At 69.5% G+C, this 7,708-nt stretch carries 3 protein-coding genes and 1 pseudogene; 2 read left to right on the top strand and 2 right to left on the bottom strand.

Annotated features, from left to right (window positions below; genetic code table 11):
* The first annotated feature begins 12 nt into the window (after positions 1–12).
* On the top strand, positions 13–5,454 hold the full coding sequence (locus tag ABYB95_RS12650; protein ID WP_372658915.1) for a hypothetical protein: 5,442 nt from the start codon (positions 13–15) through the stop codon (positions 5,452–5,454).
* Positions 5,447–6,412: a hypothetical protein gene (locus tag ABYB95_RS12655; protein ID WP_372658916.1), complete on the top strand. Its 966-nt coding sequence runs from the start codon at positions 5,447–5,449 to the stop codon at positions 6,410–6,412. Before ABYB95_RS12650 ends, ABYB95_RS12655 begins: the two co-directional genes overlap by 8 nt.
* A gap of 19 nt (positions 6,413–6,431) precedes the next feature.
* On the opposite strand, the gene kynA is transcribed toward ABYB95_RS12655, so the two are convergent.
* Together kynA and ABYB95_RS12665 are read right to left on the bottom strand one after the other, a co-directional pair.
* Positions 6,432–7,301, bottom strand: coding sequence for a tryptophan 2,3-dioxygenase (gene kynA / locus ABYB95_RS12660; protein ID WP_372658917.1), 870 nt, complete (start codon positions 7,299–7,301; stop codon positions 6,432–6,434).
* Between the two features lie 139 nt (positions 7,302–7,440).
* Positions 7,441–7,708, bottom strand: a pseudogene (locus tag ABYB95_RS12665) (kynureninase); the annotation flags it as partial.

Raw genomic sequence — 7,708 nt, forward strand, 5'->3', positions numbered from 1 at the left:
ATGGAGCACGCGATGGAAGGCGCGGGCACCAACGAAGACCTGCTGTTCCGTTTCACCGAGCGCATGGACCGCGACGAAATCGCGCGCATGCGCGAAATCTACGCCGAGCGCAACCCGGGCCATTCGCTCGACGCCGAGTTGGGGGTCTACGGCGAAGGCTGGTTTGGCGAGGTCTCGGGCGACGACCGCCTGCGCATGGAGCGCGCGCTGTTGGGCCAGCCGCGCAACGACCGCGAGCGCCTGGAGGTGGCCGCTTTTGCGCTGGAGCAGCAGCGCCGCGAGGCCAGCGGCTTTGGCGCCTGGCTGGCCGATGGCACGCTGGCCGACGAAGCCATGTCCAGCACCGAATCCGAGCTGCAACTGCTGGCGGGTGGGCCGTTCACCGTGGGGCGGCGCGGCGAGATCGAAGGCCGCCTGGGCAACTTCGACGGCGACAACAACTACACCGGCCCCGATATCGAGCACTTCCGCGCCACCACCGGCGTGGCGGTCGACATTGCGCAAACCTACGCCAGCCGCATCGACGCCTTTGCCGACATCGCCACCACCGGCATCGCGATTCTGGGCGCCATCGCGGCGGCGGTGATCACCGTGGTCACCGGAGGCGCGGCGGCGCCGCTGATCGCGGCGGCCCTGATCACCGGTCTGGCTTCCATGTCGGCCAACTACGCGATCAAGGGTGGGCGTTACGGCTGGGAGCAGGCGGCGGTGGACCTGGGCATGACGGCGGTGCAGGCCATCACCGCCGGTGTGGGCGCACAACTCGGTGCGGCGGCCCAGGTGGCGAGCAAGACCGCATCGGCAGCCAACGCCGCCAGCCGAACGCTCACCAGTCTCTCGCGCATCTTCACCGGCAACCCGGTGGTGGACCAGATCATCGTCGGCATGATCTCGGGCTCGATCAGCGGCCTGGGCACGGCGGCGCTGGACGAACGCACCTGGGAGCACGGCGCGGACGACGCGGTGGGTTGGCTGCTGGGCGGGCTGGCGCGCGGCGCATTGGCCGGTGGCGCCACGGCGGCGGCCACCAATTCCATCGAGGCGCTGGCACGCAACGGCGCGGCCATTGCCGAGCGCGCGCGCGCCATCGCCACCAGCGGTGGCCTGCTGCGCCGCGCCGCGGGCGGCGCTCTGGGCGTGGTGGGCCGGGCCGGTGAGGGCTTGAACACGGTGCTCAACAGCGCCACCGGCGGTGGTGTGGTGTCGTCCGTGGCCACGGCGGGACGGCGTGGGCTGGCCCGGGGTGCGATACAGGCCGTGGGCGGCATGGCCGGGCGCGGCACCGAGCTGGCGGTGGACCGCTCGACGGGGCGCTTCCGTGGCGACATGGGCGACGCCCTGATCGAAATGGGCCACGCCGGTTTGCACAGCTTTGTGCAAGGCATTGGCGAGGGTGCGGGCGAGGCGGTGGGCCAGGGCATGCACAACCGGCGCTTGGCCGCAGCGGCGCAGCGCGTGAACGAAGCACGCGGCGAAATGGGCTTGCCTCGTATCGATGGCGATCCTTTGGCCCACGACTCGCCTTTGCGCGCCGCCGCCGAAGACCTGATGTTCATGGAGCAGCACGGGCGCTTTGGCAGCGACAGCCTGGGCCGCGCGCTCAGCCTGGAACACGTGGCCCAGCACGGTGGCATGGCCGCCACGGTGGTCACGCGCTTCCCCGACGCCATCGTCGAGACCGGTATGCGCGCCGCGCTGTTGCGGCACGTGGACCCGGCCTTGCAGGCCGACTTTGCCCACGTGCCGATCCGCGTCTTGTCAGAATCCGAATTCCGCACCGTCACCCGCAGCCACAGCGGCGACGCGGTCACCATGATCGAAAACGGGCACCCGGTGGTGGTGGTGCGCGAAGGCGCTTCGGTGGCGCGCCTGGCCGACGAGGGCCCGCACCTGGTGCAAAGCAGCGACCCCGCTACCCGCGAACGCGTGGCCCGGCTGGACGAAGCCACGCTGCCACGCTGGGACGAGCTCGATCTGGACACCCAGATCGGCCTGTACCGCGACAAGGTCGATCTGGAGATCGATGCGCACGAGCGCATCCGGGGTTCGCTGGAGCGCGAGCTGGCGGACGCGGCGACCTCGGGCGACCGCAACCGCCTCGCCAGCGTTGCCGAAGACATGGCCTTGAACGACGGCACCCTGGCCAATCTGCGCAGCCGCGCCGACGATGTGGCCGGACTCACGCCGGCCCGGCGCGAGGCCATGGGCACGGGCCGCGAAGCGCGCCCCGATTTCCTGGACCAGCCGGCGCGCCTGTTCAGCAAACGCGCGCGGGGTGGCAGCGCCGACGAACAGGTGGTGAACGACATTCTGGAAACCATGCTGACCGAGATCGGCGAGAAACGCCGCATGGCCGCACGCGGTGGTCTGGTGGACGACGCCTACCACGACCTGCCCGATGCGGTGCGCTCGTTCCTGCGGCGCGGCGAGCGCATGCCCGGGCGCAGCGAGGTGCCGCACGAAGTCAAAGCCTGGGCACGGCGCGAGGCGCGGGCGCGCTTTGGCCGCCAGTTGCAGGAGGCGCTGCTCAACCCCGGCGCACACAACCGCATGACGCAGGCGGCCATGGAGTTCCTGAGCGACGCCCAACTGCGTTTTGTGGAGCGCCACGGGCGCCTGCCCGAAGGCGTGGAGTTCCACCACCTGATGGCGGTGGCCGATTTCCCCGAGTTCGCCCACCTGGCCGAAGTGGGCACCGCCATGCCCACCGCCATGCACCGCGAAGTTGGCCATGGCATGGACCCGACCCGCCCGCTCGAGGCCGCTACCTTGATAGACCCCGACGCGCTGAGCCGCCCGATCGGGCTGCACAACGACCCCGAGGGCAACAAGTTCAACCGCGCCCGCCAAAGCGAAATCGCCGAAGGCTCGCGCTCCACACGCGATGTGGACCGCGATCTGGTGATCGACTTCCAGCAGCGGGTGCGCCAGGCCGAACGTGCGCTGGCGCGGGCCGAAACCCGGGCCACCCGCCGTTCCACGCCCGAGGCGCACGAGAAGGTGCGCGATGCCCGCAGCGCCTTGGGCGCCGCGCAGCAGCACCTGGCCGAGGTGCAGGCCCGGGTGGCGCAACACGAGCAGATGCGCAGCGCCTTGATGCGCCACCTGAGCCCGGAGCTGCAAACCGAGTTCGCCGATGTGCCGATCCGCGTTTTGTCCGACGCCGAGTTCACCCGCCTCACCCGCAGCCAGAGCGGCGACGCCGTGACCCTGATCGTCGACGGGCAGCCCGTGGTGGTGGTGCGCGAAGGCACGCCGCCGGCGCGCGTGGCCGACGAAGGCCCGCACCTGGCCCAGCTGCGCGACCCCGCCACCGCTGCGCGCGCCGCGCGGCTGGACGAGGCCACGCTGCGGCAGTGGGACCAGCTCGATCTGGACACCCAGATCGATTTGTTCCGCACCAAGACCGAACTTGAGATCGACGCACACCAGCGCATCGAGGCTTCGCTGCGCGCGCACAGCCCGCTGGACGCGGCGGAGCTGGCGCGCAACAGCTTGACGCTGCACAACCTGCGGCAGTTGCAGGAACAGGTGCGCGGTCTGGGCCCGACCGAGCGCGCCGCCATCCTGGCCGACGGGCGTTTGCGCCCGCCGTATCTGGACCAGCCCGCGCGCCTGTTCTCCAAGCGCGCACGCGGCGAGCGCCCGGATGGGGTCGAGCGCGTGTTCGAGCCCTTTGTCGGCCCCGAACTGGCCAGCCCCGCCGAACTGGCCCGGCGCTATGCCGGCGCCGAGGTGGTGGCCGCCGAGGCCAGCCACCCACCCGATGCCGCCGCCATCCAGGCTTTTGAAGCACTGGGTGGGCGTTTCGTGCCGAGCCGCTTCGGTGAAGGCCTGCCCGATGCTTCGGTGGACCGGGTGCACGCGCGTTTTCCGTTGCCGCACGAGAAGGCGCAAGAGATGAGCATCTCGGTGGGCGACCGTCCCATGCACGAGGTGCTGGCCGACATCCAGCGCCGCCAGACCGAGATCGAAAGCCTCACCAACCTGGCGCCGCACGCCTTGCGCCTGCTGCGTGCCGGTGGCGAGATCGAGGTGGTGTTCCACGAAGCCTCCATCTTGCGCGAGCTGGCTGCCGCACAGAAGCTGACCTGGACCGATGGCAACGGCGTGGTCTGGCGGCTCGAAGCGGTGGGCCCGGCTTCGACCGTGTTGCGCGCCCAGGCGGCGCCGCATTCCGGTTTTGGTGTGCCCGATGGTCCCACCGCGCACGCGATGACGCTGCGCAAGGTGCGGGTGCCGCCTTCGCCCGAAGAACGCGCGCATCTGGCCGCCGGGCGCGGCGAGCGCAAGCGCGAAGAGCGTGCCGCCCGCGCCGCCGCGCACGCCGAGCGCACGCAGCGCCGGGCCGAACAGGAACGCGTGGCCGAGGCGCGCGTGCAGGCTTTGCGCGAGCGCGAGGCACACATCGGCCGCGAAACCGAAACCCGGCTGCGCGACTTGCGCGAGGGCCGCACCACGGTGGACGAAGACCTGCGCCAGCGCCTGGCGCCGGTGGCGGCCTCGACCCGCTTGCGGGTGGACCAGTTGATCGAGGTGATCCTGCGCATGGACGCCACCTTCGGCACCAGCGGGCGGCGCATCGACGCGCAGGAAATCATCGACAGCCTGCGCAACCGCGTGCGCGATGGACGGCCACCGCGCTACGGCGATCTGGATGGTCTGGTCGACGAACTGGCGGTGGAGCTGAACGCGCTGGCGATTGGCCAGATGCGCGAACATTTGCTGGCGCGCCGGCCCGATGCCGTGCTCGGCGTGGAACGCGGCGGCGCCTTGCTGGCCGAGGTCTTGTCGCGCGGCGTGGCCGGTTTCCCCGAGACCGCGGTGGTGGCCAAATCGGTGCAACCGCGAGAAGGCCAGCCCGACTTGGTGCAGCGCACGCCCTTGCTGGAGGCCGAGATCCGGCGCCGCCTGGAAACCTTGGGGCAGAGCCACTTTGCGATCGTCGATTTCTACATGGGCGGCATCTTCGCGGGCGAGTTGCGCAGCATGATCGCGGCCATCGTGCGCGACCACCCCGATGCGACGTTCGAGGTGGTCTGGTTGCGCGAGACGCAGGGCTTTGAACGCGTGGTGGTGCGCCCCACGCTGCAAGACCTGGCCCAGGGCGTGGCCTTGACCGGGCGCGTGGTGTTTCGCAACGGCCGCCTGGTGATCGAGAACCCGTCGCCCATGGTGACGCTGCCGCCGCTGGCCGGTACCGACCCGGCGCTGCCCCAGTTGCGTGCCCACGACGTACCGGTGGACGTGGTGCTGGGCGACGACATGCCCAGTGTGCTCACACCGTCGTCCACCGCACCGATCCGCATCTTCGACCGCCAGGGCCGTGTGGTGCGCGTGATCCCGGTGGGTACACCCGACCCTGTGACCGGCGAACCCCTGCGCAGCACCCGCGACATCCTGCTGCGGCTGATGCAAGGTGGCTTCACAATCGAACCCGATGAACATGACTAAGCCCCACGCCCACACGCTGATCCTGCCCGCCGACTTTGCTTTTGCCGTGTTGCAGGCCACGCTGGAACAAGGGGGTTGGCGCCTGGCCACGTTGGCACGCGCACCGATCGTGCCGGGCGAGCCGGAGCACGCGGCCTTTGTGCAGCAGAGCCGCCAACTGGTCTACACCTTCAACCCGGTGTGCCGTTTGCGCGTGCTCGACACGGCGCACGCAGGCGCTTTGCCGCCCGGGCTGCCCTTCGTTCACCACGGGGATCTGGCCGAGTGGCTGGCTTCGAACGACGAACGCACCGTGTTGCGCGGCATTCTGGCCGCGCAGGCCACGGGCGACACCGCCTTGCTGAACGCGGTGCAGGCCCAGCGCCAACACCCACGCGCGGCCATCGCGCAAGCCGCCGAACGGGCGGCGCAGGTCTTGCAGCAAGCACCGCCCGCCGATCCGCCCAGCGATCCGAACGCCGACATCCCGCCCGGTCCGGCGCCGGACGCGCGCGCCACGGCGTTGGCCGCTGCCGACGTGTTGCGCCACCAGCTCGAACCCTTGTTGTTGAGCGTGGCGCGCGATCCCGAAGGCGAGCTGGCGGCTTCGCTGTTGCCGCGCGACGAAGACTGGGCGCGCGCCTTTGTGCCCGAGGTGGCCGAGGCGGCACGCCAAGCCTATGCAGCGGCCTGGCCCAGCGCGCCGCGTGTGACACGCGCCGGCGCACAAGCCCGGGCGCTGGTGCATGTGGCGCCAGCGGGCATGCTCACGCACCCGAACCCGTTGTCGCGCGATTTCCCGGGTGGTTACCAGGCCATTGCGCGCTTGTTGCAGCCGCAGCGGGTGTGGGCCGCATGGAAGATGCGGGAGCCCGGCGCCAGCGCCGGCATGGCCTACGACGGTCTGGTGTGGCTGGACGACCACTGGGCCTGGTTTCCCAAGCCCTACCGGGTGCTGGCCGATCTGGTCCGGACTTGACGAGCCGCTGCGGGCAGCCCTACAGCTCGGTGCGCAAGCGCCAGATTTCCGGAAACAGCACCACGTCCAGCATCTTGCGCAGGTAGCTCACCCCGCCGGTGCCACCGGTGCCGCGCTTGAAGCCGATCACGCGCTCCACCGTGGTCACGTGGCGAAAACGCCAGAGGCGAAACGCGTCTTCCAGATCGGTGAGTTCTTCGCCGAGCTGGTACAGATCCCAGTGTTCTTTCGGATCGCGGTACACCTGCAGCCAGGCCTGTTCGACCGCATCGCTGGCTTCGTAGGGCTGTGTCCAATCGCGCTCGGTGTGGCTGGTGGGCACGGCCAGGCCCCGGCGTGCCAGCAGGCGCAGCGCTTCGTCGTAGAGCGACGGCGCTTCGAGCGCTGCTTGCACCAGCGCCAGGCGCTGCGGGCTGTGGGCGTGCGGCTTCAACATGGTGGCGTTCTTGTTGCCGAGCGCGAATTCGATGCAGCGGTACTGAAAACTCTGGAAGCCGCTGGAGTTCGACAGGTAGGGGCGGATGGCGCTGTATTCGGGTGGCGTCATGGTGGCGAGCACGTCCCAGGCGTGCACCAGTTGTTCCATGATCTTGGAGACGCGCGCCAGTTTCTTGAAGGCGCTGGGCAGCTCGTCGTTCGCCACGTTGCGCACCGCCGCGTTCAGCTCGTGCAGCATGAGCTTCATCCACAGTTCGCTGGTCTGGTGTTGCACGATGAACAGCATCTCGTCGTGCGCGGGCGAAAGCGGCTTTTGCGCACCGAGGATGGCGTCGAGCTGCAAGTAGTCGCCGTAACTCATGTCCCGGCTGAAGTCGAGCTGGGCTTTTTCTTCGGCCACGATGCGCTCGGTGGCCGAAGGGCTGGGTTCGTCGTGGTGCGGGCAGTTCATCTGGGCTTCCTGTGGTGTTGTCTGCTCAAGTTCCGTGGGCAATAAGTAACCTCCTTCCAGCACACGCCGTGGAACCGGCTCCGCCGGGCCACAGGTGTGGTGCCCCTCAGGGGGAAGCCGCACAGCGGCGCAGGGGGGATCAAGTCACCGCGTGTTTTTGCTTGAATTCGGGCTTCTTCCACTCGCCCGCTTCAAGCACCTGGCGCAAATGCTCGACGGCGTTCCACACATCTTCGAAGCCGATGTAAAGCGGCGTGAAGCCAAAGCGCAGGATGTCTGGGGATGCTGTTCGCCCTGCGCCCGTCGAAGGGTTCCCGGCACGGAAGTCGCCCACCACGCCGCGAGCGATCAGCGCTTGCACGATGGCGTAAGCGCCTTCTTGCCTGGAGAGGCAGACCTGCGAGCCG

It is taken from the genome of Hydrogenophaga sp. (genome assembly GCF_041633695.1).
In the GTDB taxonomy this organism is placed as follows: domain Bacteria; phylum Pseudomonadota; class Gammaproteobacteria; order Burkholderiales; family Burkholderiaceae_C; genus Hydrogenophaga.

What these genes read in the sequence shown, in the direction of transcription:
- kynA (WP_372658917.1), bottom strand. Translation starts at nt 7,301, where the DNA reads ATGAACTGCCCGCACCACGACGAACCCAGCCCTTCGGCCACCGAGCGC.
- ABYB95_RS12655 (WP_372658916.1), top strand. Translation starts at nt 5,447, where the DNA reads ATGACTAAGCCCCACGCCCACACGCTGATCCTGCCCGCCGACTTTGCT.
- ABYB95_RS12650 (WP_372658915.1), top strand. Translation starts at nt 13, where the DNA reads ATGGAAGGCGCGGGCACCAACGAAGACCTGCTGTTCCGTTTCACCGAG.